Consider the following 25678-nt stretch of genomic DNA (forward strand, 5'->3'; position numbering starts at 1 on the left):
CGGTTTGCCCGACAGGGTTAAGACGTGCGCCAATTCAACGCAGTCTGGGATGAAGACTTATGGCGCGCAAGAAGATTGCCCTTATCGGTGCGGGACAGATCGGCGGAACACTGGCTCTGCTGAGCGCACAGAAGGAACTGGGCGACGTCGTCCTGTTCGACGTGGTTGATGGTGTTCCCCAGGGCAAGGCTCTCGATATCGCCCAGTCGGCTCCGGCCCAGGGTTTTGACGCTGCCATGAAGGGCACGTCGGAATACAAGGATATCGAAGGCGCCGACGTCGTTATCGTCACCGCCGGCGTGCCGCGCAAGCCCGGCATGAGCCGCGATGACCTTCTCGAAATCAACCTCAAGGTGATGGATCAGGTGGGTGCGGGCATCGCGAAGTATGCGCCCAACGCCTTCGTTATCTGCATAACCAATCCGCTCGACGCCATGGTCTGGGCGCTGCAGAAGTTCTCGGGTCTCCCGGCGAACAAGGTCGTCGGCATGGCCGGCGTTCTCGATAGCTCGCGCTTCGTCCACTTCATCGCCGAAGAGCTTGGCGTTTCGATCGAAGACGTTTCGGCCTTCGTGCTCGGCGGCCACGGTGACACGATGGTGCCGCTGACCCGTTATTCGACCGTTGCCGGCATTCCGCTGACCGACGTCGTCAAGATGGGCTGGATGAGCAAGGAAAAGCTCGACGAGATCGTCCAGCGCACCCGTGACGGTGGCGCCGAGATCGTTGGTCTTTTGAAGACCGGTTCGGCCTTTTACGCGCCGGCCGCCTCCGCCATTGCGATGGCCGAAAGCTATCTCAAGGACAAGAAGCGCGTACTGCCTGCTGCTGCCTTCCTTTCCGGCCAGTATGGCGTCAAGGATACGTATGTCGGCGTGCCGATCGTGATCGGCGCCGGCGGCGCTGAGAAGATCATCGAAATCTCGCTCAATTCGGCCGAACAAAAAGCCTTCGACAAGTCCGTCGAGTCGGTTGAAGGCTTGATCGAAGCCTGTAAGAAGATCGCGCCAAAGCTGGCGTAAGTTTATGAAAAGCCGCTGGCAAGTCCGGCGGCTTCTCCTTTCCGGTCTCTAGAATCGGCCGGTTATCATCTGCCCACCCAAGGGGAATCCAATGAACATCCATGAACACCAGGCCAAGGCGCTGCTGAAAGAATATGGCGCGCCCGTTGCTGCCGGCGTCGCCATCTATTCGGCTGACGAAGCTGAAGCTGCGGCAAAGTCGCTGCCCGGCCCGCTCTATGTGGTCAAGAGCCAGATCCATGCCGGCGGCCGCGGCAAGGGCAAGTTCAAGGAACTCGGTCCCGATGCCAAGGGCGGCGTTCGCCTCGCCCGCACCATCGAGGACGTCGTGGCATTCTCCAAGGAAATGCTCGGCAACACCCTCGTGACCGCTCAGACTGGCGATGCCGGCAAGCAGGTCAACCGCCTCTATATCGAAGACGGCGCCGATATCGCCCGCGAACTCTATTGCTCGCTCTTGGTCGATCGTTCAGTCGGTCAGGTGGCCTTCGTCGTTTCGACCGAGGGCGGCATGGACATCGAAGCTGTCGCCCATGACACGCCCGAAAAAATCCACACCATCGCCATCGATCCAGAAGCCGGCGTCACCGCTGCTGATACCGCTAAGATCGTTGCCGCGCTTCAGCTCGACGGCGCTGCCGCCGAAGACGCCAAGACGCTGTTCCCGATCATCTACAAGGCGTTCAGCGAGAAGGACATGGCTCTTCTCGAAATCAACCCGCTGATTGTCATGACCGACGGGCACCTCCGCGTCCTCGACGCCAAGGTCTCGTTCGACGGCAATGCGCTCTTCCGTCACGACGACGTAAAGGCGCTGCGCGACGAAAGCGAAGAAGACAGCAAGGAAATCGAGGCCTCGAAGTGGGACCTCGCTTACGTTGCGCTCGATGGTAACATCGGCTGCATGGTCAATGGCGCGGGCCTTGCGATGGCGACCATGGACATCATCAAGCTGTACGGCAAGGAGCCGGCAAACTTCTGCGACGTCGGCGGTGGCGCCGGCAAGGAGAAGGTCGCTGCAGCCTTCAAGATCATCACGGCTGACCCCAAGGTCGAGGGCATCCTCGTCAATATCTTTGGTGGCATCATGAAGTGCGACGTCATCGCCGAAGGCGTTGTCGCAGCCGTCAAGGAAGTGGGTCTGAAGGTGCCGCTGGTCGTGCGCCTCGAAGGCACCAATGTCGACCTGGGCAAGAAGATCCTCAACGAGTCGGGTCTCGCGATCACGGCGGCCGACGATCTCGACGACGCCGCCAAGAAGATCGTCGCGGCGATCAACGGCTAATTTGAAGGACCTTACCTGATGTCTATTCTCGTCAATAAGAACACCAAGGTCCTCGTTCAGGGCCTGACCGGCAAGACCGGCACCTTCCACACCGAACAGGCTCTGGCCTATTACGGCACGCAGATGGTCGGCGGTATCCACCCCAAGAAGGGTGGCGAAACCTGGACCGGCGCTGGCGGCGAATCCCTGCCGATTTTCGCAACCGTTGCCGAAGCCAAGGAACGCACCGGCGCTGACGCCTCGGTCATCTATGTGCCGCCAGCCGGCGCTGCCGATGCCATCATCGAAGCGATCGACGCGGAAATCCCGTTCATCACCTGCATTACCGAGGGTATCCCGGTAATGGACATGGTGCGCGTCAAGGCTCGCCTCGACCGCTCCAAGTCGCGTCTCCTCGGCCCGAACTGCCCGGGCGTCCTGACGCCGGAAGAATGCAAGATTGGCATCATGCCGGGCTCGATTTTCCGCAAGGGTTCGGTGGGTATCGTCTCGCGCTCCGGCACGCTGACCTATGAAGCCGTGTTCCAGACCTCGAACGAAGGCCTCGGCCAGACCACGGCTGTCGGCATCGGCGGCGATCCGGTCAAGGGCACCGAATTCATCGACGTGCTCGAGATGTTCCTTGCCGACGAAGCCACCCAGTCGATCATCATGATCGGCGAAATCGGCGGTTCGGCTGAAGAAGATGCGGCGCAGTTCTTGATCGACGAAGCCAAGAAGGGCCGCAAGAAGCCAATGGCTGGCTTCATCGCTGGCCGCACTGCGCCGAAGGGCCGCACCATGGGCCATGCCGGTGCTGTCGTCTCCGGCGGCAAGGGCGATGCGGAATCCAAGATTGCTGCGATGGAAGCCGCGGGTATCCGCGTTTCGCCATCGCCGGCACGTTTGGGTACGACGCTTGTGGAAGTTCTGCGCGGCTAAAGACGGTCGCGACCCCCACCTAACCTCCCCCTGGTAGGGGAGGGACGCATCGAGTTTGGCTCGATCTTGGTGGGCCACGGACAGACCCCTCCCCCTACGAGGGGGGAGGCTAGGTGGGGGTCTTCCCACCCACCAAATTTCCCCTCTGCGACCAATGTCGGTCGCGCTTCGGTCACGGTTTGGTGTTAAGCCGGACGCCGACCGATTTGGTACATATGTTCTAAGTCGCGGCGCCTGCTCAGGGCGCCGCAAGTCTTAACAAGATACAAAGGAAAAGCGGTCAATATTCCCCCACTTTGGGTGGCCGCAATTGAGAACCGGCTCTCCGCCGGTTTGTTGAGAAGGATGACAGGACGCAAGGTCCTGCGCAAAAAGCGATGACACGACAGGAAAAGAACGACGCGTTCTTACTGACCTCGTTCCTCTATGGGGGGAACGCCGACTACATCGAACAACTCTATTCCCGCTACAAGACCGATCCGTCGAGTGTCGATGGTACGTGGTCCAGCTTCTTCTCAAGGCTCGACGACAGTGATGCCGAAGCGTTGAAGAACGCCGAAGGCGCAAGCTGGGGCCGCAAGGATTGGCCGCAGGCGGCGAGTGGCGACCTGATTGCTGCGCTCGACGGCAATTGGGGCGAAGTGGCGGTCAAGGCTGAAAAGGCGACCTCCAAGAAGGCTGCTGCCGAAGGCAAGCCCGCGCCAAGCGCCACCGATGTGCTGCAGGCGACGCGCGATTCGATCCGCGCCATCATGATGATCCGTGCCTATCGCATGCGCGGCCATCTGCATGCCGATCTCGATCCGCTGCGTCTCAAGGCCGAAGAACCGGCTCCCGAGCTCGACCCCAAGAGCTATGGCTTCACCGAAGCCGACTACAGCCGCAAGATTTTCATCGATAACTATCTGGGGCTCGAATACGCGACGCTCCCGGAAATGCTCGCCATCCTGCTGCGCACCTATTGCGGCACGGTGGGCATCGAATTCATGCATATCTCGGATCCGGAAGCCAAGCAGTGGATCCAGGAGCGCATCGAGGGCCCCGATAAGGAAATCACCTTCACCGCCGAAGGCAAGAAGGCGATCCTTTCCAAGCTGATCGAGGCAGAAGGCTTCGAAAAGTTCATCGACGTCAAATATACCGGCACCAAGCGCTTCGGCCTTGATGGTAGTGAAGCCGCGATTCCGGCGCTCGAGCAGATCATCAAGCGCGGCGGCGCGCTCGGCATCAAGGACATCGTCTTTGGTATGGCCCACCGCGGCCGCCTCAATGTCCTGACCCAGGTGCTGCAGAAGCCGCATCGCGCCCTGTTCCATGAGTTCAAGGGCGGCGCTTTCTATCCCGACGACGTCGAAGGTTCGGGCGACGTGAAGTACCACCTTGGTGCGTCTTCCGATCGCGAATTCGATGGCAACAAGGTTCACCTGTCGCTGACCGCGAACCCCAGCCATCTCGAGATCGTCGATCCCGTCGTGCTCGGCAAGTCGCGCGCCAAGCAAGACCAGCACATCGCGCCCGATGGCAAGCTCGTCAACATTGCCGTCGACGGCAAGCCGGACCGGTCCATGGTCCTGCCGCTGTTGATCCATGGCGATGCGGCCTTTGCCGGCCAGGGCGTCATCGCTGAATGCTTGGGCCTTTCCGGTCTCAAGGGTCACCGCACCGGCGGCTCGATCCATCTCGTTATCAACAACCAGATCGGCTTTACCACTTCGCCCATCTATTCGCGTTCGTCGCCCTATCCGACCGACGTTGCCAAGATGATCGAAGCGCCGGTTCTGCACGTGAACGGCGATGATCCGGAAGCCGTGGTGTTCGCCGCCAAGGTCGCGGTCGAATATCGCCAGAAGTTCGGCAAGCCTGTCGTCATCGACATGTTCTGCTATCGCCGCTTCGGCCACAACGAAGGCGACGAGCCAAGCTTCACCCAGCCGCTCATGTACTCAAAGATCCGGAGCCATAAGACGACGCTTGAAATCTACTCGGAAAAGCTGGCCGCCGAAGGCGTCATCAGCCTTGCCGAAGTCGACAAGCTCAAGGCCGACTGGCGCTCCAAGCTCGAAACCGAGTTTGAAGCCGGCCAGGACTACCGTCCGAACAAGGCCGACTGGCTCGATGGCGCCTGGAAGAACTTCAAGCCCGCCGACGAAGAGGGCCCGCGCCGTGGCGAAACCGGTGTCTCGCTCGACAAGCTCGTCGAGATCGGCACCAAGCTCACCACCGTTCCGGCAGACCTCAACGTCCACCGCACGGTCAAGCGCTTCATCGACAACCGCCTCGGCGCGATCGAGTCGGGCGAGGGCATCGATTGGGCCACCGCGGAAGCCCTGGCTTTTGGTACGTTGGTCACCGAAGGCCACCCGGTCCGTCTCTCCGGCCAGGATTGCGAACGCGGCACGTTCAGCCAGCGCCATTCGGTGCTCAATGACCAGCAGGTCGAGAACAAGAGCTATACCCCGCTCAACAATCTCGATCCGGAAAACCAGGCGCGCTACGAAGTCATCAACTCGATGCTTTCGGAAGAAGCCGTGCTCGGTTTCGAATATGGATACTCGCTGGCCGAGCCGAAGGCGCTGACCCTTTGGGAAGCCCAGTTCGGCGATTTCGTGAACGGTGCGCAGGTCGTCATCGACCAGTTCATCTCCTCGGGCGAGCGCAAGTGGTTCCGCATGTCGGGCCTCGTTATGCTTCTGCCGCATGGCTATGAAGGGCAGGGGCCGGAGCACTCCTCCGCGCGTCCCGAGCGCTTCCTCCAGCTTTGCGCCGAAGACAATATGCAGGTCGCCAACTGCACAACGCCGGCCAATTACTACCATGTGCTGCGCCGGCAGCTTAAGCGCGACTTCCGCAAGCCGCTGATCCTCTTCACGCCAAAGAGCCTGTTGCGTCACAAGCGCGCCGTCTCTGGCCTCGTCGAATTGGGCCCTGATTCCTGCTTCCACCGTCTCCTCTGGGACGATGCCGAGGCTCCGGGCGTGCCGAAGACGACTACGCGCCTTGTCGGCGACGACAAGATCCGCCGCGTCGTCCTGTGCACCGGCAAGGTCTACTATGATCTCCTCGAAGATCGCGAGAAGAAGGGCGTCGATGACGTCTACCTTCTCCGCGTCGAGCAGCTCTATCCGTTCCCGGCCAAGGCGCTGGTGGACGAATTGAGCCGCTTCCCCAATGCCGAGATCGTCTGGTGCCAGGAAGAGCCGCGCAATATGGGCGCTTGGACGTTCATCCAGCCCTATGTGGAATGGGTGTTCGACCAGATCGGCCGCGAATATCAGCGCGTTCGCTATGTCGGACGCAAGGCTGCCGCCTCGCCGGCAACCGGCCTGATGCGCACCCACCTGGCGCAGCTCCAGGAATTCCTCGACGAAGCGTTTGCCAAGTAAGCACGAGATAAAAGGATCAACAATGTCGACAGAAATCCGTGTGCCGACGCTGGGCGAAAGCGTCACCGAAGCGACCATCGGCCAGTGGTTCAAGAAGGTTGGCGATACCGTCAACGCTGACGAACCGCTGGTTGAACTTGAAACTGACAAGGTCACCATCGAAGTGCCGGCCCCTTCGGCCGGCGTGCTCGAAGCTATTGCCGCCAATCCCGGCGACACCGTCGATGTCGGCGCGCTGCTTGGCGCCATCGGCGCTGCCGGTGCCGGGGCTGCTGCCTCTGCGCCTGCCGCTGCTGCTGCGCCGGCTCCTGCCAAGGCCGAAGTGCCTGCTGCCAATGCTGCCGGCCCCGAGCCGATCCAGCAGGCTGGTGCGACCGACCGCGCTCCGGCGCCATCGGCTCAGAAGCTGATCAACGAAAATGGCCTCGATGCCAATGCGATCGGCGGTTCGGGCAAGTCTGGCCAGGTGCTCAAGGAAGATGTGCTCGGCGCTCTCGCCCGCACCTCGACCCCGGCTGCACCCGCTCCGGCTGCCAAGCCTGCCGAAGCCAAGGCGCCTGCTGCGCCGCGCGCACCGACCGCTGCCGGCGATGCAGAGCGCGAAGAACGCGTCAAGATGACCCGTCTCCGCCAGACCATTGCCCGCCGCCTCAAGGACGCGCAGAACACTGCGGCCATGCTCACGACGTTCAACGAAGTGGACATGAAGCCGGTCATGGACCTGCGCAATTCCTACAAGGAACTGTTCGAGAAAAAGCATGGCGTCAAGCTTGGCTTCATGGGCTTCTTTGCCAAGGCCGTGGTTCACGCGCTCAAGGAAATCCCGGCCGTTAATGCCGAGATCGATGGCGATGAACTGATCTACAAGCAGTATGCCCATCTCGGCGTCGCCGTGGGTACCGATAAGGGTCTCGTCGTTCCGGTCGTGCGCAATGCCGATCAGATGTCGATCGCCCAGATCGAAAAAGAAATCGGCAATCTCGGCAAGAAGGCTCGCGACGGTCAGCTGTCGATGGCCGACATGCAGGGCGGCACCTTCACCATCTCCAATGGTGGTGTCTATGGCTCGCTGATGTCGACACCTATCCTCAATGCGCCGCAGTCTGGTATTCTTGGCATGCACAAGATCCAGGAGCGCCCGGTCGTCGTCGGCGGCCAGATCGTCATCCGTCCGATGATGTATCTCGCGCTTTCTTATGACCACCGGATCGTTGACGGCAAGGAAGCGGTCACCTTCCTCGTCCGCGTCAAGGAAAGCCTCGAAGCGCCCGAGCGTCTGGTCCTCGACCTCTAAGGAACGTTTGAAGCCAACGATGCGTTACGCGAAAGGCCCGCTTCGTCGGGCCTTTTTTCTTGGTCTAACCAAACCGTGTTGTTGGCGGAGCTCGATGTTAACGACCTGTTAGCGGAAGTGGCCCCTATGCATAGCGTAGTCGTTGAACTGTCACACGCCTCGGAGATGTGGGTTGCGTTTTTGTCTGACCCTGATCGCTCTTCTTCTCGTTCCGGTTATCCCCGCCACCGCACAGGATGATTCCGCCGGCAATCAGCAGTTGATCGGCGAGCTTATGGCCTTCCATGGTTCGCAAGCCATCGTCGATGTCATGACCACCCATTGCTACGAAACCACCGGTCTCGATGGCGCCTATAAGGCGGCCGCCGACAATTGGTATCTGCGGAATATCGGCTTTCTCGATCTCGCCGATCGCGTCATCGCTCGGCTGGGCGGCGGGGCAGAGGACCAGCGCCGCGCCGCCGAAACCTATGGCGGTTCGCAGATCATGACGGCCTATAACCAGGCCGACAACAAAGACAATTTCTGCCGCGCCTTTCTGGCCCAAGTGGAATCAGGCGCGCTCGATATCGATCAGCAATTGCCCGATCCGTTGAAGCGGGCGCAGGAAATCTCGGCCTCGTCCTGATCCAGCGGACGTCTCGCGCGTTTCAGCTACAGTTGCCGGAGGATTTCATGAGCACCGAACTGACTTTCCTGATCTGGAGCGCCGCGCTCGCCTTTGCCTATGTTCTCGTGCAATCGACGGCCTACCGGCTCGATTACGGGATCAAATATGCCGGCTCGCAGCGCGACAATGAGCGGCCGCCCAATAAATGGGCCGCCCGCGGCAATCGCGCGCTGCGCAATTTCCTTGAAACCTATGGCATTTTCATCGTGCTCGCCGTCGCGACCGAGCTCTCCGGCCGCTCCGATGGTCTGACGCAGTGGGGCACGCAGATCTGGTTCTGGGCGCGGTGGGTCTATATCCCAGCTTACTTTATCGACGTGCCCTTTGTGCGCTCCGGCATCTGGACAGTGTCGATGATCGGCCTGCTCCTTCTCTTTGTGGGCGTTGCCTTTTAGGTGAGGACCCTTGCCGGGCGGCGCATTGCCGCCCGGAAGCCAGTGGTGTAACGGTTTGACCGCTATCATTGCGGTGCACCATGACTTTTCCCTGGCTCGAATTCGCCGGCCTCATGCTGGCCTTTGGCATCAATGCTGTCATTCCTGGCGCAGATTTCGCCATGGTATTGCGCCAATCGGTGGCCCATGACCGCCGCGCTGCGCTCTTCACCTCCGCCGGTATCGCCACATCGATCCTCGTCCACGGCACCTATACGCTGCTCGGCGTCGGCGTGATCGTCGGCCAATCATTGCTTTTGTTCAATATCTTGAAGTGGTTGGGCGCAGCCTATCTCGTCTGGCTCGCCATTCAGGCGCTGCGCAGCCCGCCGCCGCAGCCGCCATCCGAACTCGATGCCGCGCAGGCCCGCCGTGGCGACATGGCGGCCTTCGCGCTTGGGTTCCTCACGAACCTCCTCAACCCCAAGGCCGTGCTGTTCTTCCTCGCGCTGTTCACCTCGCTCGTGTCCATCCACACGCCTGGCGAAGTAAAAGTTATCTACGTGGGCAGCATGAGCCTTATGCTTTTTGCCTGGTTCGCATTGGTGTCGTTTTTCTTTACGACCCCTTCGGTGCGGCAGGGCTTTTTCCGCGTCGGCCGGTGGTTTAATCGGGTTACCGGCATTACATTCCTGGCGTTGGCCGTTCGCGTCGCGCTGGCACAGCAGCGCTAAACTTATCTGAGGCTTAGAAGAACCATGGCAGACCAATTCGACCTCGTAGTAATCGGCTCCGGCCCCGGCGGCTATGTGGGCGCCATCCGCGCCGCGCAGCTCGGGCTCAAGGTGGCCGTGGTCGAAAAGTGGCCGACGCTCGGCGGCACATGCCTCAATATCGGTTGTATCCCATCGAAGGCGCTGCTCCACGCATCCGAGCTTTTCGAAGAAGCCGGGCACAGCTTCAAGCAGCTCGGCATCGACATTCCGGCACCGGTTCTCAACCTGCAGCAGATGCTGGCGCACAAGTCCGATGTCGTGGCCTCCAATGTCGGCGGCGTCGATTATCTCTTCAAGAAGAACAAGATCACCGTTTTTCGCGGCACTGGCTCGATCCCGGCTGCGGGCAAGGTGCTGGTGACGCCGCAGTCCGGCGCTGCGCAGGAAATCGAAACAAAGAACATCGTCATCGCAACGGGTTCGGTTTCGGCCAATCTTCCGGGCATCGACATCGATGAAAAGACCATCGTCACCTCGACGGGCGCGCTGTCGCTCGACAAGGTGCCGGGCCATCTCCTCGTTATCGGCGCCGGCGTCATCGGGCTCGAGCTCGGTTCGGTCTGGCTGCGTCTTGGCGCCAAGGTGACCGTCGTCGAATATCTCGATCGCATCCTGCCCGGCATGGACAGCGAAGTTGCCCGCCAGTTCCAGCGCATGCTGCAAAAGCAGGGCATGGAATTCAAGCTCTCGAGCAAGGTATCCGGCGTTCAGAAGGATGCAGGCGGCGCGCTCAAGGTGCAGGTCGAGCCGGCCAAGGGTGGCCAGGCCGAAGTGATCGACGCCGACATCGCGCTCGTCGCTATCGGCCGCAAGCCGTTCACCGAAGGTCTCGGCCTTGAAGGCGCTGGCGTGTCGCTCGACGAGCGCGGCCGCGTCAAGGTCGATGGACACTACAAGTCGTCGGTCGATGGCATTTATGCCATTGGCGACGTGATTGCCGGGCCGATGCTGGCGCACAAGGCCGAGGACGAAGGCATTGCCGTCGCGGAAATCCTGGCGGGCCAGGCCGGCCATGTGAACTATGCCGCCATCCCGTCGGTGGTTTACACCAATCCCGAAGTCGCCACGGTCGGCAAGACCGAAGACGAACTCAAGGCCGATGGCGTCAACTACAAGATCGGCAAGTTCCCCTTCACCGCCAATGGCCGCGCCAAGGCGATGCTGGCGACGCAGGGTTTTGTCAAAATCCTCGCCGATGTCGAAACCGACCGCGTGCTCGGCGCCCATATTGTGGGCAAGAATGCCGGCGAAATGATCCACGAGTTGGTGACGCTGATGGAATTCTCGGGCGCTGCGGAAGATTTGGCGCGGACGACGCATGCCCATCCGACGCTGTCGGAAGCTGTGCGTGAAGCGGCGCTTGCGCTGGGCGACGGGGCGATCCATATCTGACGCAGTCTCCGAGCTCCACCGCTTGTCACCCCGGCGAAGGCCGGGGCCCATCCTGACATCTCAAGATGGATCCCCGCTTGCGCGGGGATGACACGCAGTGGTTTGATCGAAGACAGATGAGGCGCCGCTAATCACGGCGCCTTTTCTGCCTGTCGATAATTCATCATACAAGTTCAGATTAATTGTATGTTGACTTGTCTTGAAGACTTCCATACCAGTTTGCCCACGGCACCAATTTCCGAGGAGGGGAGGGTGCCCAGCGGCCGGCATAGGCCGGCCATGCGTCTGGTTCGAGGAAGGGACCTGACGCTGGATTTTTGGGAGGACATCCATGTTTCATCTGCCAAAGATGGCGGCTATGGCCGTTGTCGCGACTTCGCTCATGCTTTCGACGGCCAGCGCCCAGACGGTGCTGCGCTCGTCCGACACGCATCCCGATGGCTATCCGACCGTCGAAGCGGTCAAGAAATTCGGGGAATTGCTGAGCGAAAAGACCGATGGCCGCTATTCGGTCGAAGTGTTCCACTCGGCCCAGCTTGGCCAGGAAGCCGACACGATCGAGCAGACCCAATTCGGCGTCATCGATATGAACCGCATCTCGATCGGCGCCTTTGGCACCCAGGTTCCGGAAGCCACAGTCACCCAGTTGCCGTTTATCTTCCGCTCGGCCGAGCACTTCCACAACGTGCTCGATGGTCCGATCGGCGAGGAAATTCTCGCCGCCTTCGATCCTGTCGATGTCGTCGCGCTTGCCTTCTATGACGGCGGCTCGCGCTCGTTCTACAACAGCGAAAAGCCGATCAACTCTCCGGCCGACATGGCGGGCCTCAAATTCCGCGTCATGCAGTCCGACATCTTTGTCGACATGGTCGGCGCTCTCGGCGCCAATGCAACCCCCATGCCCTATGGCGAAGTCTATTCCGGCATCCAAACTGGCGTTATCGACGGCGCGGAAAACAACTATCCGAGCTATGACACGGCCGGTCACGCCGAAGTCGCGAAGTACTACTCGCTCGACGAGCACCTGATGGTGCCCGAAGTGCTGGTGGTGTCCAAGGTCGTCTGGGATGGCCTGTCGCCGGAAGATCAGGCGCTGTTCCGCGAAGCCGCCAAGGAATCCGTCGCCGTGCAGCGCGAACTTTGGCAGGCCAAGGAAGTCGAATCCAAGGCTGCCGTCGAAGCGCTCGGCGCGACGATCAACGAAGTCGACAAGGCCCCCTTCATCGAAGCCATGAAGCCGGTCTACGACAAGTATGTCACCGATCCTAAGCTGCAGGACCTCGTTTCCCGCATCCAGGCCACCGAAGGCTGAGGCCTCTCGGGCCGGCTCAGGCCGGCCCGTCTTTCCCCCGAGGAGTTTGAGCCATGAGAGAACGGTTCAAGAGAGCCGGAGCGGTGACGCATGCCTTGTCGGAAGGCGCGCTCTGGGTTGCCGGTATCGGTCTCGTTTCGATGACGGTGATCGTGGCCTATCAGGTCTTCATGCGGCACGTGGTCAATTCGTCGCCGCCTTGGACCGAGGCCGGTTCGATCATGATCATGAGCTGGTTCATTTTCTTGGGCGCGGCCGTTGGCGTGCGCGAGAACTTCCATATGGGGTTCGACGTGCTTCTCTATATCCTGCCACCGGGGGGCAAGCCTTGGCTGCGCGGGATGAGCGACATCGCCATTTTCGCCTTCGCCGCTGGCATGGTCTATTATGGCGGTGAACTGGCTTTGCGCGGTTGGACCGTGCGCATTCCGGTAGTCGGCCTGCCGCAGACCTTCACCTACCTCCCAATCGTCATCGCGGGCTTTTTGATGTGCCTGTTCTCGCTCGAGCGCCTCTTGCTGCGCGCTGCCGGCGAGAATGTTGATGATCCCATCATCGATGCCACCGTGACGGCGGACTGAGGGAAAAATGGAATATTGGATTCTTTTCGGCGTCTTCACGCTGCTCATGCTGGTGGGTACGCCCATCGCCTTCTGCCTCGGAATCGCGAGCTTTGCGACGGTCGTCTATCTCGGCCGCCCGGCAATCGTCGTGTTCCAGCAGCTCAATTCCGGCGTTTCCGCTTTTACGCTGATGGCCATTCCGTTTTTCATCTTTGCCGGCGATCTGATGATGCGGGGCGGGATTGCGGCGCGGATCATCCAGTTTGCTGGCTCGCTGATCGGCCATGTCCGGGGCGGTCTGGGCCAAGTCAATGTCGCGGCTTCGACGCTCTTTGGCGGTATTTCCGGCTCGGCCGTGGCGGAAGCCGCAGCGGTCGGCGGCATCATGATCCCGCAGATGAAGGCGCGCGGCTATGGCGCTGATTACGCGGTGAACGTGACCTCGATGGCGGCACTGATCGCGCTTCTTCTGCCGCCCAGCCACAATATGATCATCTATTCGCTCTCGGGCGGCGGGCGCATTTCTATCCCCGATCTCTTCACCGCTGGTATCATCCCCGGATTGCTGCTCGCTGCAGCGCTGATGGTCACGGCCTATTTCGTTGCCGTGAAGCGCGGCTATCCGACGGAGCCGTTCCCGGGGTTTGCGCGGGCCTTCCAGTATTTCCTAATTTCGATCCCGGGCCTCATGCTGATCGTCATCATCTTCGGTGGCGTTCGCTCCGGCATCTTCACCGCCACGGAAAGCTCCTGCATCGCGGTGATCTATGCGCTGCTCGTCACCGTCTTGGTTTACCGCTCCATGGGGCCGAAGGAATTCGTGCACTGCGTGATGGGTGCGGTGCGGACCACGTCCATGGTGCTGTTCATCATCGGCGCGGCGGCGGCTTTCGGCTGGCTCATGGCCTATCTCAAGGTTGCGACCATTCTCACTGACGCGATCTCGCAGCTGACCACCGATCCGCTGATGGTGCTGCTGCTGATCAACGTGCTGTTGCTCCTTCTCGGCACCTTTATGGATATGGGTCCGCTGATCGTCATCACGACGCCGATCTTCCTGCCCATGGTCTCGGCCTTCGGCGTCGACCCCGTGCATTTCGGCGTCATCATGATCCTCAACCTCGGCATCGGGCTCAATACGCCGCCCCTTGGGCCGGTGCAGTTTGTGGCTGCTGCCGTGGGCAAGATCACGGTCTGGGAAGCCATGAAGAGTGTCTGGCCATTCTATGGGGCAGGGCTCGTCGTTCTCGGGCTCGTGACCTATATTCCGGCGCTCTCGCTCTGGTTGCCGAGTCAGTTCCGGTAAGGTCATGTCCCTCGTTGAAGCCGCACTTCCCGCCCGCAAGCCCAAGCTGGCACAAATGGTCATCGATGCGCTGAGAAAGCGCATTTCGTCCGGTGAATTCGGGCCGGGCGAAAAGCTGCCCACCGAAAGCCAGTTGACCGTGCATTTCGGCGTCAGCCGCACCGTTGTGCGCGAAGCCATCGCAGCGCTTTCGGCGGATGGTTCCGTGCAGCCGCGGCAGGGAGCGGGTGTGTTCGTGCTAGCGAATGCTGCCAGCGCCTTTGCCGCGATCGGCGGGGAAACGTCGAACAAGATTTCGGTCGCCCTCAACGTGCTCGAAGTGCGCATGGGCATCGAGATCGAGTCCGCCGGGCTCGCTGCGGTGCGCCGCAGCGCCAGCCAGGAAGCGGCGATCCAGGAGGCCTGGCACGAATTTGGCCTGCTGCTAAAATCGGGCAATCCTACGGGCAAGACCGATTTTGCGTTCCACCGCGCGATCGCTGCTGCGACCAACAACCCGTTCTACATCGAAGTCCTTGATGGCCTTGGGAGCCGCACGATCCCCTGCGATGTCGCTTCGCCCTGGGGCACGGAGAGCGTGCTGACTTATGACTATCAGGCCGGGCTGCACGAGGAGCACAAGCGCATCCTTCAGGCCATTGCTGCCCAGAATGCCGACGCTGCCCGCGAGGCCATGCGCCAACATCTCTCGCGCAGCCAGGACCGCTATCGCGCCCGCCTGACCGAGCAAGACTGACCCTTTCACCTTCCTACGCCGGAGCTGCCATGACTACCGAATTCGACATCCGTTTTGCCATCGATCCCGTCGGGGCCGCTGGCATGGGCACGGCCGAGCTGCGCGAGAATTTTTTGATCGACGATCTCTTCGCCGATGGGGCGGTGCGCTGGACCTATACGCACTATGATCGAATGGCGGTTGGCGGGGCGGTGCCGAGTGGCGGCGAACTGGTGCTGGAGAGCATCAAGCCGACCGGGACGGCGAGCTTCCTAGAGCGCCGCGAACTGATCGCGGTGAATATTGGCGCGGCCGGCACGATCACTGTCGATGGCACTGCGCATGCGGTCGGTTCGCGCGACATGCTTTATATCGGGATGGGATCCAAGGATGTGCTATTTACTGGCGCAGGCGCCAAATTCTATCTCCTGAGCGCTCCGGCGCACGCCTCGCATCCGACGACGCTTCTGCAGCAATCTGGCGCCAAGCGGCTCGATATGGGCAGTGCAGAAACCGCCAACGAGCGCTCTATCTATCAATACACCAACAGCCTCAAGAGCTGCCAGTTGGTCGTCGGGCTGACCCAGTTCGCGCCCGGCTCGGTCTGGAACACCATGCCCGCGCATGTGCATGATCGGCGCATGGAGGCCTATCTCTATTTCGACCTCAAGCCCGATGCCTTCGTTGTGCACCTAATGGGTGAGCCGGATGAGACGCGGCACATGATCGTGCGCAACGAGCAGGCGATTCTTTCCCCACCCTGGTCGATCCATTCGGGTGCTGGAACTGGGTCTTACAACTTTATCTGGGCCATGGCCGGCGACAACATCGACTATACCGACGCCGAAAAGATCCCGATGGAGGATCTTCTTTGACCGACCTCACGGCCTTTAGCCTGACTGGCAAGACGGTGATGGTCACCGGTGCCAATACCGGCATCGGGCAGGGCATCGCGCTCTCGATCGGTCGGGCTGGTGGGCGGGTGGTCGGCGTCGGCCGGTCGTCCATGGAAGAAACGTCCTCGCTCATGGCCGGGCAGGGCGCCGATTTTGTCGACGTGCGCGCCGATCTCGGTTCGACCAAGGACGCGCAGGCTATGTTCGATGCGACTTGGGACCAGCATGGGCCTATCGACGGTCTCGTCAACAATGCCGGGATCATCAAGCGCGTCGATGCGGTGGACTTTACCGAGGCGGATTGGGACGCAGTGATGGACATCAATCTCAAGACGATGTTTTTCCTCGCGCAATCGATGGGCCGCAAAGCCCTGGCGGAAAACCGGGCCGCGCGGATCGTCAACATCGCCTCTATGCTCAGCTTCCAGGGCGGTATTCGCGTCGCAAGCTACACGGCGTCCAAGAGCGGTGTGCTGGGGATTACGCGGCTTTTGGCCAATGAATGGGCGGCTAAGGGCATCAATGTTAATGCCATTGCGCCGGGCTATATCGAGACCAACAATACTGAGGCGCTGCGCAACGATCCCGATCGTTCGGCCTCGATCCTCGGGCGTATTCCGGCGGCGCGCTGGGGTGTGCCGTCCGATATCGGGGACGCGGCCGTGTTCCTCCTCGCCCCGGCTTCCAACTACATGCATGGCGCCGTTATCCCCGTCGATGGCGGCTGGCTCGCAAGGTGATATCATGACTGAACAGAAATTCTTCGCTCAACCCAACGAAACCGAATGGACCGAACTGGCGCCGGGCAATACCCGCCGGGTGCTGATCCATACGCCAGAATTGATGCAGGTCGAGTTTGGCTTCGACAAGGGCGCCGTCGGCGCGCTTCATAGCCACCCGCATATTCAGGTGAGCTATGTGGCTGAGGGCAGCTTCGAGGTGACGATCGACGGCAAGACCGAAGTGGTCGGGCAGGGCGGCAGCTTCATTGTGCCGTCAGGGTTGGTGCACGGCGTCGTGGCGTTGGAGAAGGGCCGGCTGGTCGATGTGTTTACGCCGCATCGGGCGGATTTTTTGTGAGAGGTTTTAGGACCCCCACCTAGCCTCCCCCTGGTAGGGGGAGGGATCTGCCAGTGGCTCGTTGGTATCGCGGCATACTCGATGCGTTCCTCCCCCTATCAGGGGGAGGCTAGGTGGGGGCTACGCAATCTCCGCCACCATCGCCGCATAGTCCTCCTCATGCGTCCCCGGCCAATTCGCCATTCCCTGCGCGGTCAATTTCCCACGCCGGGGTGGGATGTAGCTGTAGATGCGGCGGACGGGTTCCTCTCGCCATTGCAGGTTGAAGGCTGCGAATTTTGGGAAGAATGGCATATCCGAATAGGGCAGGTGGTCGTGGATCCACCAGGCCATGGCTTCCCAATTGCCGGTGCGTTCGTAGTAGGGAATGAAGCGGTTGACGATGACGCAGGCTGTGGCACCCATGCGGCCTTCGGCGTCTCGGCGGTCCCAGATGTGGCCGGCGTAGTTGCTGGCATTGCTGGCGCAATTGAGTTTGTTGACGTTGCCGAAGTGGTTGACCTGCGGCGAGCGATAGGATGAGCGCACGGAGAGGGGCCCGAATTTTTCCTGCAGCGGTTCGAGCAGTTCTTCGCAGAGGCGCGTGCCGGCGGCGATGGCGAGATCGAGATCATCGGGCAGGTTCTGGAGGCCGTTGATGACGGCGATTTCGGAATACAGAAAATCGCGCATGAAGAAGTTTTCCGAGAGCCTCACGCGGCCGAAGGCTTCGAGGGCGCGCACGGTTTTCGGCGGACGCATGGGACAAATCTCCATCGGCTCTGGACGGCAAGGGTTGCTTCTGTAACGTGGCGGAAACAACCCGATTTCGACGCGCTTCCAGGTTCTGTCCATGCTGATGATCATGTTTTATGTCGCCATCACCGCCGAGGCGATGACGGCCGCCCTCGCTGCAGGGCGGCGCAACATGGACTGGTTCGGCGTCTGCATCATCGCCTGCGTCACCGCGCTTGGTGGCGGCACGGCGCGCGACATGATCCTTGATCACTATCCGCTCTATTGGGTACGCAATCCCTATATCCTGGTGCTGGTCTGCGGCGCGGCGCTTTTGACCATAGCGCTGGCGCGGGTGGTCGACAAACTTCGCTGGCCATTCCTGCTTCTCGATGCGGTCGGCCTTGTGGTCTTCACGATCGTCGGTTGCAATGTGGCCATCGAAACCAATGCGCATCCGATCATCATCATCGTTGCGGGCATGGTAACGGGGATCGTCGGTGGCATTCTGCGCGATGTGCTCTGCAATGACATTCCGCTGGTCTTCCATGGCGAGCTCTATGCGACGGTGTCGATCGTCACGGGTGTCGTCTATTATCTCGGGCTCCTCGGCGGCTTGCCGACCGATCTGATGGTGCTTGTGGCTTTGGCCGTTGGCTTTCCCCTGCGCATGCTGTCCCTCGTGCTGAAATGGGAAATGCCGAAGTTCGTCTTCGATAGAGATATGCGTAAGTAAAGCCAGGCGTGCTGAGCTGGCAAATCGCTAGCGGACTGTGCTAGAGGCAGAGCTACCATACAAGAATGGAGTTCTGCTTTGCGACAGACCTGGCGGTGGTTCGGCCCGAAGGACTTGTGCTCGATCGACGATATCACGCAGGTGGGGGCAGTGGGCGTCGTCAGCGCCTTGCACCATGTTCCCAATGGTGTGGTCTGGACCAAGGGCGAGATCGCCAAGCGTTACCAGGAAATCGCGACGCGCAAGGACGGCTCGGCATCGGGCCTGACCTGGGACGTGGTGGAAAGCCTTCCGGTCAGCGAAGATATCAAGAAGCAAAAGGGCGATTGGCGCGAGCATATCGCCAACTACAAGATCTCCATGCGGAACCTCGCCGAAAGCGGCATGGAGGTGATCTGCTACAATTTCATGCCGGTGCTCGATTGGACGCGCACGGATCTGCGCTGGGAAGTGCCCAATGGCGGATCATGCATGCGGTTCGATATCAACGATTTTGCGGCCTTTGACATTCATATCCTGACGCGACCGGGTGCGGCCGCCGACTATACCAATGCTATCGCCGACGAGGCGGAGCGCCGCTTTTCGAACCTCAGCGAGCACGAGAAGAAGCAGCTTGGGCGCAATGTCACTATGGGTCTGCCGGGCTCGACGGAATCCATGTCATTGCAGGATGTCCAGGCGCATCTCGATGAGTATGGCAACATCACGCGCGACCAGCTTCGCGAGCACTTTGTGCATTTCCTCGAAGAAGTGGTTCCCGAGGCGGAAAAGCTAGGCCTGCGTCTCTGCTGCCACCCGGATGACCCTCCGTTTGCACTGCTCGGCTTGCCGCGTATCATGTCGACGGAAGAGGATTACAAATACATCCTCGATGCCGTCGACAGCCCAGCCAATGGCATGACGCTGTGTTCGGGGTCGCTTGGCGCCCGACCGGACAATGATCTACCGGGCATGATGGAGCGGTTTGGGCGAAAGGTGCATTTCCTGCACCTGCGGAACGTCAAACGCGACAATGACGACATTGTCGGCTCGTTTTTCGAGGCTGAGCATCTTGGCGGGGACACCGATATGGTCGCGCTCATTGCCGCGATCGTACGCGAAGAGCGGCGGAGGAAGTCAGAGGGACGCAAGGACGCAATCATTCCCATGCGCCCAGATCACGGTCAGGATATTCTCGATGATCTTGGACGCCGGGCGCAGCCGGGTTACCCGACCATCGGGCGCATGAAGGGCCTTGCCGAATTGCGCGGCGTCATGACGGCGCTCGAACACCAATCGGTAAACTTCTAATCAACCGGTTAACACCCTCTCCGCGCGCCACTGCCACACTGTACACTTGAGTCTAGGTGGTGGTGGCGATGGGTATGATGAGCGCGTTACGGCGAGCGGTGACGTCTTTAAGGCCATCACCGCATCTTCCGCCACAGGGATTGCAGGAGCCGGCGCGCATTCTTGTCGTCGATGACGATATCAATGTGTTGCGCGAGGCGGAGCGGATCATTCGCTCCGCGGGCCATGTGCCGATGTCGATTGGCGCCCCACAGGCCGCTTTGCAAATGGCGCGATCGATGGCGCCTTCGGTTATTCTTCTCGATGTGCTGATGCCCGGCTTCGACGGCTGGGACGTGCTGGCAGCATTGAGGGCCGATCCGCAAACCGGCGATATCCCCGTGATCATGATCTGCATGCTGGGTGAGCACAGTGATGCGCTTGCGGCAGGCGCTGCGGGCAGCGTGAACAAGCCACTTCAAGCGGCGGCTGTTTCAGCCGAGATCTCTCGCGTGCTTGCTCATGCGATGCTGCGCCAGACGTTGCGCGCCTAGGCACTGACCGTCAGCGCATCCACTTTGGCGCGAAACGGAGGCCAGGTTGCGGCGGCAAGTGGCGCATCAGGCGCCGATAGATCAAGCCAAAGATAAAAAACACGACGAGCGATACCGCGAGGAAATAGAGCGCGGCGACCGAGAAATGCAGGAACGCATTGTAGTCGCGTTCGAAGAGGGTCTTTGCCGTGATCATCAGATCCGCCTGGGCGCCGATGACCGGCAGCGCGAAATAGACGATGGCCGTTGCGTGGAAGAGGAAAACCACTTCGTTGGTGTAAGCCGGCCAGGCGAGGCGGATAAGGTTGGGCCAGACAACGCGGCGGAATTGCTGGGCAGGGGACATGCCGTAGGCGCGTGCGGCTTCGACGGCGCCACGGGGCACAGCGCGCAAGGCACCGTAGAAGATTTCAGCGGTATAGGCGGCCGTGTTCAACACCAGAACGAGCGGCCCGATGAATAGCGGGTGCAGCACAAAGCCCGAGATTCCGAGCGGCTTCCACACCGAAATATTGAGCGACAGCGCCAACGAGTAGAACATGAAGAACTGGATGAAGAGCGGCGAGCCCCGGAAGGCGTAGATATAGCCGCGCGACAGCCGGTTGATCAGCGGGTTGCGCGACGCCTTGCCGAGCGCGAGGAAGACGGCGAGCACAAAGCCGAGCGGAATGGAGGCGAGGGCGAAGTAGATGTTGAACATCACTGCCGGCGCCATGATGGCGAGGTCGTTGAGGAAGCCCTGCATTACGCGTGTGCCTCGCTCAAAATGCCTTTGCCGACGCGGCGCATGATGGCCTCGAAAACGCGCTCCGAAAGCCAAGTGACAAGGATGTAAAAGACAAAGAGCACGAGGTAATAGCGCCAGCGCCAATCCGCGTGGACGAGGCCCACAGCGGGCAGGAAGTTTGGCGCACCGAGGCGATCGGCCCAGAGGACGATATCGGCGATCTGCAGCAGCGAAAGCAGCGAGGTCGCCTTGATGATCAGCATCCAGACATTGGAGAGGCCGGGAAGCGCATAGACCCACATCTGGCGGATGTGAATGTGCCACAGCACTTGGCGAGACGACATTCCATAGGCGCGTGCGGCTTCAAGCTGCCCCAACGGGACGGAGCGAAGCGCGCCGTGAATGACATTGGTGGCGAAGGCGCCATAGACGATGCCGAGCGAAACGCTGGCGAGCATCAGATATTCCGGCGTGCCGAGAATCCAATTGGCTTCGCGGCACGGTGGCCAGGCGGCAGTTTGGGCGGCAACCATCGCCGGTGAACACACCTGCGTTGCGACTAGCCACTCGACGCCTTGCTCGAAGGCGAGGGGGAAAAAGAGGAAAAAGAGAACGTCTGGCACGCCGCGCACGATGGACGAGTAGATAGTGCCAAGGACGCGGAGCGGCAGGAAACGCGAGTGTCGGGCCGTGGCGCCGGCCAGGCCGAACAGCACGGCAAGCGCGCCACCCATAAGGGCCGCGAAAATGGTGAACTGGAAGCTGGCATACCAGGTCAGATGCTTGCCATTGGTCAGATAGCTGAGCCAGAAGGCGATGTCGTCGGTCATTTGGCGCGCACCAGTTCAATCGGTGAGCGAGGAGTTTTGGCTCCTCGCTCTAGGCGTATCAGTTCGCGTAATAGGGGCCGCGGCCGTCGAACCACTTGGCGATGAGGCCATCGACGGTGCCGTCTGCCTTGAGGGCTTCGATGGCGGCGTCGAGCTTGGCGGTCAGGTCGGTGTCTTCCTTGCGGAGGCCAATGGCCATGCCTTCACCGATCATGATGTCAGGACCGGTGTAGTCGATGGCGCCGCTGGATGCGGTGACGATGGGGTCGACATAGGCGCCATCGGCAAAGATCGCGTCGAGATTGCCGGCTGAGAGATCCGCCACGGCCTGATCAGCGGTGGTGAAGGAAACGATGGTGTTGTCCTTGGCGAGATTTTCCTCGGCATAGGCTGCCTGGATCGTGCCGCCCTGGACGCCGATACGCTTGCCGGTGAGGGCATCGAAATCGATCTCTGCACCAGCCAGCGCTACATAGCGCGACGGATCGGGCGGAAAGTATTCGTCGCTGAAGGCGATAGTCTGCTTGCGCTCTTCGGTGATCGACATGCCCGCCATGATGGCATCGTAGTTGCCAGCCAACAGGTTCGGGATGATCGAATCCCAGTCGTTGACGATGAATTCACAGGTGAGGCCAGCCTTTTCACAGATGGCGCCGGCGAGCTCGATTTCGTAGCCGGCGGGTTTGCCGCTTTCGTCGAGGAAATTCCATGGCGCATAGGCGCCTTCCGTCGCGATGCGGAGGCTCTCTTGTGCCATCGCGCCGCTGCTCAGCGTCAGGGTGGCAAGTGCTGCCAGGATTATCTTCTTCATTAGCGTCTCCATTACGTTTGACGTCGAGAGTTTAAGTATGTCGCTGCTCTTCGTGATTGGCAGCGTTGAGAAACTGTCTGAGGCGGGCCGATTTGGTGGACCCAAAAACCTCGTCCGGCGTGCCTTCCTCCTCGATCAGGCCCTGATGGAGGAAGACCACCCGGTCCGAGACGGAGCGGGCAAATTCCATATCGTGGGTGACGAGAACCATGGATCGGCCTTCGTCAGCCAGCACTTTGATGACGCGCAGAACTTCGACCTCGAGTTCCGGGTCGAGCGCGGAGGTCGGTTCGTCGAAGAGCATGACGCGCGGATTGATGCAAAGGGCGCGAGCGATCGCGGCGCGCTGCTGCTGACCACCAGAAAGTTGGGATGGATAGGCGTCGGTCTTTGAACCGATGCCGACCTTATCGAGCATGGCGCGAGCCTCGGCCTCAACCTCGGCACGCTGGCGGCCCTGGACGATGAGCGGCGCTTCCATGACATTTTGCAGTACCGTCATGTGCGCCCAGAGATTGAAGGACTGGAAGACCATGCCAAGCTCGGAGCGGATGCGCCGGATCTGGGATTCGTCTGCGATCTGACGTGCTTGGGCCGAGCCGCGAAGCTTGATAGCTTCGCCATCGATCAACACGTCGCCTTGATCGGGAACTTCGAGCATATTGATGCAGCGCAGAAGGGTCGATTTGCCCGAGCCAGAAGACCCAATCAGACTCACCACCTGACCTTCGCCGACGGACAGCGATATGCCCTTCAAAACCTCCAGCGCGCCGAAGGACTTATGCAGATCGCGCAATTCCACAACGGGCATGGTCGCAGCGGGCGCCGTGTTCAGTTCGTGCATGCTTACCGTAGACCCGGTTTCGGGCATTCCTGATGGCAACTGCCTTATTTTGAGGCTGGCAGTTTTGACCGCCTTCAACAAATGCAAATGGCGCCGAGATAGCAAGGGGAAAAAGCAGAATTGCCCAGCGCTCTTGGACTTGCGGTGAAAACGGGGCACAAGGCCGCGTGTTCGATGCGCAGGGTGCGGCATGTTCTTTCTGGTTTCAAAGATTTTCTGGCTGGTGGCGCAGCCGTCGAGCATTGTCGTGTTGCTGCTGCTTCTCGCGCTCGGTTTCGCGCTTTTGAGGAAGCGGAAATCGAGCATTGCGGCGCTTGTGTTGGCCGTGCTTGTCCACGGGTTGGTGGGATATACCACGCTGGGCTATGTCATCATTCAGCCGCTCGAAGATCGGTTTTCCGTGCCCGCGACGCCACCACAGGCGGTCAATGCGATTATCATGCTGGGTGGAGCAACGTTGGCGCGTCCAAGTTCAGCCCGGCAAATTGCGGAACTCAATGATGCCGGCGATCGCCTGACCACGACCTTATGGCTCGCCAACGCTTATCCGACGGCAAAGATCGTTGTCAGTGGGGGAAGCGGCGTGTTGGACGACGAAGGAGAATCTGAGGCCGAAACGGCCAAGCGCTTTTTCTCCATGCACGGCATCTCCGAGGATCGCTTTATCCTCGAAGGCGAGTCACGAAATACCGACGAGAATGTCGCTTTCACCGAGTCGCTGTTGGGTGATCTGGCGAACGGCAATGTCATATTGGTGACTTCGGCATTTCACATGCCGCGCTCAGTCGGTATTTTCAGCAAGGCGGGACTGCGCGTAATCCCCTGGCCGACGGATTATCGGACACCGGGGCCGCAGGGGCTTTGGTTCGATATCGCTAATCCCGTGCAAAATCTGAATGTGACGACTGTTGCGATCAAGGAGTGGATCGGGCTCGCGGTCTACTATTGGACAGGCAAAACCACCACTTTTCTTCCTCAGCAATAAAAAAGGCGGCCACGAGGGCCGCCCATTTGGCTATTTAGAAGTTTTAAGTCCGGCGGAAGAGGCCGATAACAAGAGAAATGACGAGGAACGCCAGGAAAAGGAAGAAAAGGATCTGGGCGATACCTGCAGAGGCGCCAGCAATGCCACCAAAGCCAAGAACGCCGGCAATAAGAGCGATAACGAGGAAGACGAGAGCGTAGTAAAGCATAGTTGCCTCCAGAGTGATGTCTTGCAGAATAAACGTGCGACCTTTTGGCAAGTTCCTGCAGGCAACAAAAAAGCCGGCATAGCCGGCTTTCGAGTTTTGCACGCAACCTTTGGTGTCAGGCTGCGGCGCGCGAACCGTCTTCGAAGAACAGTGCCTGACTGATCAGCGCCTTCACCATTTCAGGATTGAACGGCTTGGTGACGAGGAAAGTCGGCTCAGGACGTTCACCCGTAAGAAGACGCTCGGGGAATGCCGTGATGAAAATCACGGGTACCGAATGGGTATTGAGGATGTCGTTGACTGCATCGATGCCCGAGCTGCCATCAGCGAGCTGAATGTCCGCCAGGATCATGCGCGGCTGGGTCTGATTGAACAGGCTAACCGCCTCAGCATGCGTGCGGGCGATGCTGACGACCTTGTGGCCGAGGCTTTCGACCATCTGCTCGATGTCCATCGCGATCAATGGCTCATCTTCGATGATCATGATCTCGGTCGCCACCTGGCGCGAGATTTCATGCGAGGCCTGATCGAGGAGCGAGGCAAATTCCTGGTCGCTTACGCCAAGCACTTCGGCAGCCTGGGCATGCGTGAAGCCCTCGACTGCAACGAGCAGGAAGGACTGGCGGGGGCGGGGGGCGAGGTTGGCGAGATTACGAGCAGCGCGCTGTTCCCACGCGAAGGTCGAGATCGGTTCTGGGATATCGACAGCGGACGACGTGAAGAGAGCCGAGAACAATTTGTAAAGCGCAATGCGATCGCTCGATGCTTCCGGGAACAACGAGATATCGGCAATAAGGGCTTCCAACGTGGCGGCGACGTAAGCGTCGCCAGACGTCTGCGATCCTGTAACCGCCCGTGAGAATCTCCGGAGGTAAGGCAGGTGCGGCGCAATCCGCGTGGACAGAGACATGTAGGGAAACTCCAGTGACGCTTTTAGTCCGTGACTTCACGAATTAATTTAATGGCGCATGGAGAGAAAAGTTCCGAACCGATGGAACTTTTTTTATCCAG

27 protein-coding genes are annotated in these 25678 nt (G+C 60.2%); 20 read left to right on the top strand and 7 right to left on the bottom strand.

Going from position 1 to position 25678, the window contains the following annotated elements:
• Positions 1-59 precede the first annotated feature (59 nt).
• The 16 genes from mdh (at position 60) to ASE94_RS18230 (ending at position 16989) form a co-directional block, all read left to right on the top strand.
• Positions 60-1022 carry a malate dehydrogenase gene (mdh, locus tag ASE94_RS18155; protein ID WP_062631518.1) on the top strand — a complete coding sequence of 321 codons (963 nt, stop codon included), beginning with the start codon at positions 60-62 and terminating at the stop codon, positions 1020-1022.
• Between the two features lie 91 nt (positions 1023-1113).
• Positions 1114-2307, top strand: coding sequence for an ADP-forming succinate--CoA ligase subunit beta (gene sucC, locus ASE94_RS18160; RefSeq protein ID WP_061910264.1), 1194 nt, complete (start codon positions 1114-1116; stop codon positions 2305-2307).
• An 18-nt stretch (positions 2308-2325) separates the two neighbouring features.
• A complete protein-coding gene (gene sucD / locus ASE94_RS18165; RefSeq protein WP_061910266.1) occupies positions 2326-3228 on the top strand; it encodes a succinate--CoA ligase subunit alpha in 903 nt (300 codons plus the stop codon).
• 377 nt (positions 3229-3605) lie between these two features.
• A complete protein-coding gene (locus ASE94_RS18170) occupies positions 3606-6611 on the top strand; it encodes a 2-oxoglutarate dehydrogenase E1 component (RefSeq protein ID WP_061910268.1) in 3006 nt (1001 codons plus the stop codon).
• A gap of 22 nt (positions 6612-6633) precedes the next feature.
• Positions 6634-7905: a 2-oxoglutarate dehydrogenase complex dihydrolipoyllysine-residue succinyltransferase gene (odhB, locus tag ASE94_RS18175; protein ID WP_062631519.1), complete on the top strand. Its 1272-nt coding sequence runs from the start codon at positions 6634-6636 to the stop codon at positions 7903-7905.
• A gap of 172 nt (positions 7906-8077) precedes the next feature.
• Positions 8078-8533: a hypothetical protein gene (locus ASE94_RS18180; RefSeq protein WP_062631520.1), complete on the top strand. Its 456-nt coding sequence runs from the start codon at positions 8078-8080 to the stop codon at positions 8531-8533.
• Positions 8534-8580: 47 nt separating this feature from the next.
• Positions 8581-8970 (top strand): MAPEG family protein, encoded by a 390-nt coding sequence (locus ASE94_RS18185; RefSeq protein WP_062631521.1) that lies wholly within the window; start codon positions 8581-8583, stop codon positions 8968-8970.
• A gap of 80 nt (positions 8971-9050) precedes the next feature.
• Entirely contained in the window at positions 9051-9683 is a 633-nt protein-coding gene (locus ASE94_RS18190) for a LysE family transporter (protein WP_062631522.1), read from the top strand.
• A 24-nt stretch (positions 9684-9707) separates the two neighbouring features.
• Positions 9708-11117: a dihydrolipoyl dehydrogenase gene (gene lpdA, locus ASE94_RS18195; RefSeq protein WP_062631523.1), complete on the top strand. Its 1410-nt coding sequence runs from the start codon at positions 9708-9710 to the stop codon at positions 11115-11117.
• A 331-nt stretch (positions 11118-11448) separates the two neighbouring features.
• Positions 11449-12429: a TRAP transporter substrate-binding protein gene (locus ASE94_RS18200; RefSeq protein ID WP_062631524.1), complete on the top strand. Its 981-nt coding sequence runs from the start codon at positions 11449-11451 to the stop codon at positions 12427-12429.
• 53 nt (positions 12430-12482) lie between these two features.
• Positions 12483-13010 carry a TRAP transporter small permease gene (locus ASE94_RS18205; protein ID WP_062631525.1) on the top strand — a complete coding sequence of 176 codons (528 nt, stop codon included), beginning with the start codon at positions 12483-12485 and terminating at the stop codon, positions 13008-13010.
• A gap of 7 nt (positions 13011-13017) precedes the next feature.
• Positions 13018-14298 (top strand): TRAP transporter large permease, encoded by a 1281-nt coding sequence (locus tag ASE94_RS18210; RefSeq protein ID WP_062631526.1) that lies wholly within the window; start codon positions 13018-13020, stop codon positions 14296-14298.
• 4 nt (positions 14299-14302) lie between these two features.
• Positions 14303-15034, top strand: coding sequence for a FadR/GntR family transcriptional regulator (locus ASE94_RS18215; RefSeq protein ID WP_061910286.1), 732 nt, complete (start codon positions 14303-14305; stop codon positions 15032-15034).
• 29 nt (positions 15035-15063) lie between these two features.
• Positions 15064-15888 (top strand): 5-dehydro-4-deoxy-D-glucuronate isomerase, encoded by an 825-nt coding sequence (gene kduI, locus ASE94_RS18220; protein WP_062631527.1) that lies wholly within the window; start codon positions 15064-15066, stop codon positions 15886-15888.
• A complete protein-coding gene (kduD, locus tag ASE94_RS18225) occupies positions 15885-16649 on the top strand; it encodes a 2-dehydro-3-deoxy-D-gluconate 5-dehydrogenase KduD (protein ID WP_062631528.1) in 765 nt (254 codons plus the stop codon). The genes kduI and kduD overlap by 4 nt, the downstream gene beginning before the upstream one ends.
• Positions 16650-16653: 4 nt before the next feature.
• Complete coding sequence (locus ASE94_RS18230) at positions 16654-16989, top strand: cupin domain-containing protein (RefSeq protein WP_062631822.1); 336 nt, start codon at positions 16654-16656, stop codon at positions 16987-16989.
• A gap of 120 nt (positions 16990-17109) precedes the next feature.
• On the opposite strand, the gene ASE94_RS18235 is transcribed toward ASE94_RS18230, so the two are convergent.
• Positions 17110-17730: a hypothetical protein gene (locus ASE94_RS18235; RefSeq protein WP_062631529.1), complete on the bottom strand. Its 621-nt coding sequence runs from the start codon at positions 17728-17730 to the stop codon at positions 17110-17112.
• A gap of 91 nt (positions 17731-17821) precedes the next feature.
• Here ASE94_RS18235 and ASE94_RS18240 point away from each other — a divergent pair, with 91 nt between their 5' ends.
• The 3 genes from ASE94_RS18240 (at position 17822) to ASE94_RS18250 (ending at position 20262) form a co-directional block, all read left to right on the top strand.
• A complete protein-coding gene (locus ASE94_RS18240; protein WP_062631530.1) occupies positions 17822-18439 on the top strand; it encodes a trimeric intracellular cation channel family protein in 618 nt (205 codons plus the stop codon).
• Between the two features lie 78 nt (positions 18440-18517).
• Positions 18518-19729 (top strand): mannonate dehydratase, encoded by a 1212-nt coding sequence (uxuA, locus tag ASE94_RS18245; protein WP_062631531.1) that lies wholly within the window; start codon positions 18518-18520, stop codon positions 19727-19729.
• 56 nt (positions 19730-19785) lie between these two features.
• Positions 19786-20262, top strand: a complete 477-nt coding sequence (locus ASE94_RS18250; RefSeq protein WP_156352212.1) for a response regulator — start codon at positions 19786-19788, stop codon at positions 20260-20262.
• Positions 20263-20272: 10 nt separating this feature from the next.
• Here the strand turns inward: ASE94_RS18250 and ASE94_RS18255 are convergent, their stop codons facing one another.
• From ASE94_RS18255 to ASE94_RS18270, 4 genes are read right to left on the bottom strand one after another with little or no spacing between them, the layout of a single operon-like run.
• On the bottom strand, positions 20273-21007 hold the full coding sequence (locus ASE94_RS18255; RefSeq protein WP_062631533.1) for an ABC transporter permease subunit: 735 nt from the start codon (positions 21005-21007) through the stop codon (positions 20273-20275).
• Entirely contained in the window at positions 21007-21819 is an 813-nt protein-coding gene (locus ASE94_RS18260) for an ABC transporter permease subunit (RefSeq protein WP_062631534.1), read from the bottom strand. The genes ASE94_RS18255 and ASE94_RS18260 overlap by 1 nt, the downstream gene beginning before the upstream one ends.
• 58 nt (positions 21820-21877) lie before the next feature.
• Positions 21878-22630: a transporter substrate-binding domain-containing protein gene (locus ASE94_RS18265; RefSeq protein ID WP_061910306.1), complete on the bottom strand. Its 753-nt coding sequence runs from the start codon at positions 22628-22630 to the stop codon at positions 21878-21880.
• 31 nt (positions 22631-22661) lie between these two features.
• The gene (locus ASE94_RS18270; RefSeq protein WP_061910307.1) at positions 22662-23474 is read right to left on the bottom strand and encodes an amino acid ABC transporter ATP-binding protein; all 813 of its coding nucleotides are present in this window, start codon (positions 23472-23474) and stop codon (positions 22662-22664) included.
• Positions 23475-23697: 223 nt separating this feature from the next.
• Between ASE94_RS18270 and ASE94_RS18275 the strand changes: the two genes are divergently transcribed.
• Complete coding sequence (locus ASE94_RS18275) at positions 23698-24459, top strand: YdcF family protein (protein WP_162236117.1); 762 nt, start codon at positions 23698-23700, stop codon at positions 24457-24459.
• 43 nt (positions 24460-24502) lie between these two features.
• Here the strand turns inward: ASE94_RS18275 and ASE94_RS20745 are convergent, their stop codons facing one another.
• The gene (locus tag ASE94_RS20745) at positions 24503-24667 is read right to left on the bottom strand and encodes a DUF1328 domain-containing protein (RefSeq protein WP_046142315.1); all 165 of its coding nucleotides are present in this window, start codon (positions 24665-24667) and stop codon (positions 24503-24505) included.
• Between the two features lie 115 nt (positions 24668-24782).
• Complete coding sequence (locus ASE94_RS18280) at positions 24783-25577, bottom strand: response regulator (protein ID WP_061910309.1); 795 nt, start codon at positions 25575-25577, stop codon at positions 24783-24785.
• Positions 25578-25678 lie beyond the last annotated feature (101 nt).

The organism is Devosia sp. Leaf64, assembly GCF_001421945.1.
GTDB lineage: Bacteria > Pseudomonadota > Alphaproteobacteria > Rhizobiales > Devosiaceae > Devosia.